Origin of the sequence: Streptomyces sp. NPDC059037 (assembly GCF_042740015.1) — a bacterium.
Taxonomy (GTDB): domain Bacteria; phylum Actinomycetota; class Actinomycetes; order Streptomycetales; family Streptomycetaceae; genus Streptomyces.
The window spans coordinates 1-1,198 of record NZ_JBHYIG010000538.1 but is presented as its reverse complement, the minus strand read 5'-3'; the positions used below and the strand labels follow the sequence as shown (position 1 = coordinate 1,198).

The 1,198-nt window shown below is 35.6% G+C and carries 2 protein-coding genes; both read right to left on the bottom strand.

The features are described from left to right. Positions 1 to 74: 74 nt before the first annotated feature. The gene (locus ACFWY6_RS45500) at positions 75 to 878 is read right to left on the bottom strand and encodes a hypothetical protein (RefSeq protein ID WP_384703821.1); all 804 of its coding nucleotides are present in this window, start codon (positions 876 to 878) and stop codon (positions 75 to 77) included. 53 nt (positions 879 to 931) lie between these two features. Next, positions 932 to 1,198 (bottom strand): hypothetical protein (locus ACFWY6_RS45495; protein ID WP_384703818.1); only part of this gene is annotated, 267 nt, incomplete at its 5' end.

Below are 1,198 nucleotides of genomic sequence, written 5' to 3'. Positions count from 1 at the left end.
TTATCTGTAACCAGCTGAATTATATAAAGGGTTTTAGTTGCGGTTTTTTCTTTATTCTTTTTTGCCTTCCACTTTTAAAATCCCCCGCGCCAACGAAAAACCTGCGCTAAACGTTTCGCCGTTTTGATATTTACTTGCGGGAGATATTTCTGAATTAAATCCCCAATAAATTGAGCCTTTTCTTCATTGTCATATAAAACCCTCATGCCTGCATTTATTGCAATTAATAAATCTTTATATCTCCTTAAATCGGCTTTTCCTTCATATAGCAAAATCCATGAATTCATATCAGCCAGTCTAAGAGAATCAAAATTTCTCATAAATGCTTTATGCTGTTTCCTTTTATTATTGGGGACAACATGCATACTTATTGTTCCTATTTCAGCGGGAAGTTTAGCACCTAAAAAACCTCTTATAGATTCGATAAGATAATCAACGCTCACATGTCTGTAAGACCGTTTTAAGTCCTCTATCACATTTGCATCCATCATTGTGTCGGTTTTTTCTTTCCAGTAAATCATTAAATAGGGTTCAGTAGCTTGTCGGGCTTTTCTTTCAGCCGCTTTTCTTTTTCTTTCTTCAGCCTTCGCCCGCTTATTTAATTCTTTGTTATACCATTCATTAAATCGTGATTCGCTCCAATACCTTTTTGCGGAATGTTCGGAGACTTTAAATCCTAACCGTTTAATTAATTCAGATCGTTCATTTGCAATTAAACTACGACTCTTTTTCTTAACAATTTTATTTACTGTGGCAGGTTTATTTTTTAATTCCTTTATAACCTTTTTGTCAGTAATTCCGACTTTTTTCAAGGCAGCTATATTTTGTTTTTTCTGCTGTTTCTTCTTCAGCCGCTTTTTCTTCCCAATCAGTGACACCCCCTTTAAACACAAAAGTCACAGGGAAACGAATTTCCCTGTCAATTTAATATTTAAATGGCTTCTGCTTTTTGTGTCGGAATATAGCGAACAGAACCGCGTGACAGTTCGTCTTGTGCTTCAGCATGAAAATAGGAGACTATTGCAAGCATTTCTGAACGAGTGAAACTAATAATCTGTTGTGTATCGTCATCAAGCTTTTGAGCGAAACAATACATATTCTCCACTCTATCCTCTTTAATCTCTGTGCGGCGTTCTCCGTTGTCGAAAATCATTACGTTTTTATCCAAGTCTAGCAACCTCCGTATATAGTAATTTAA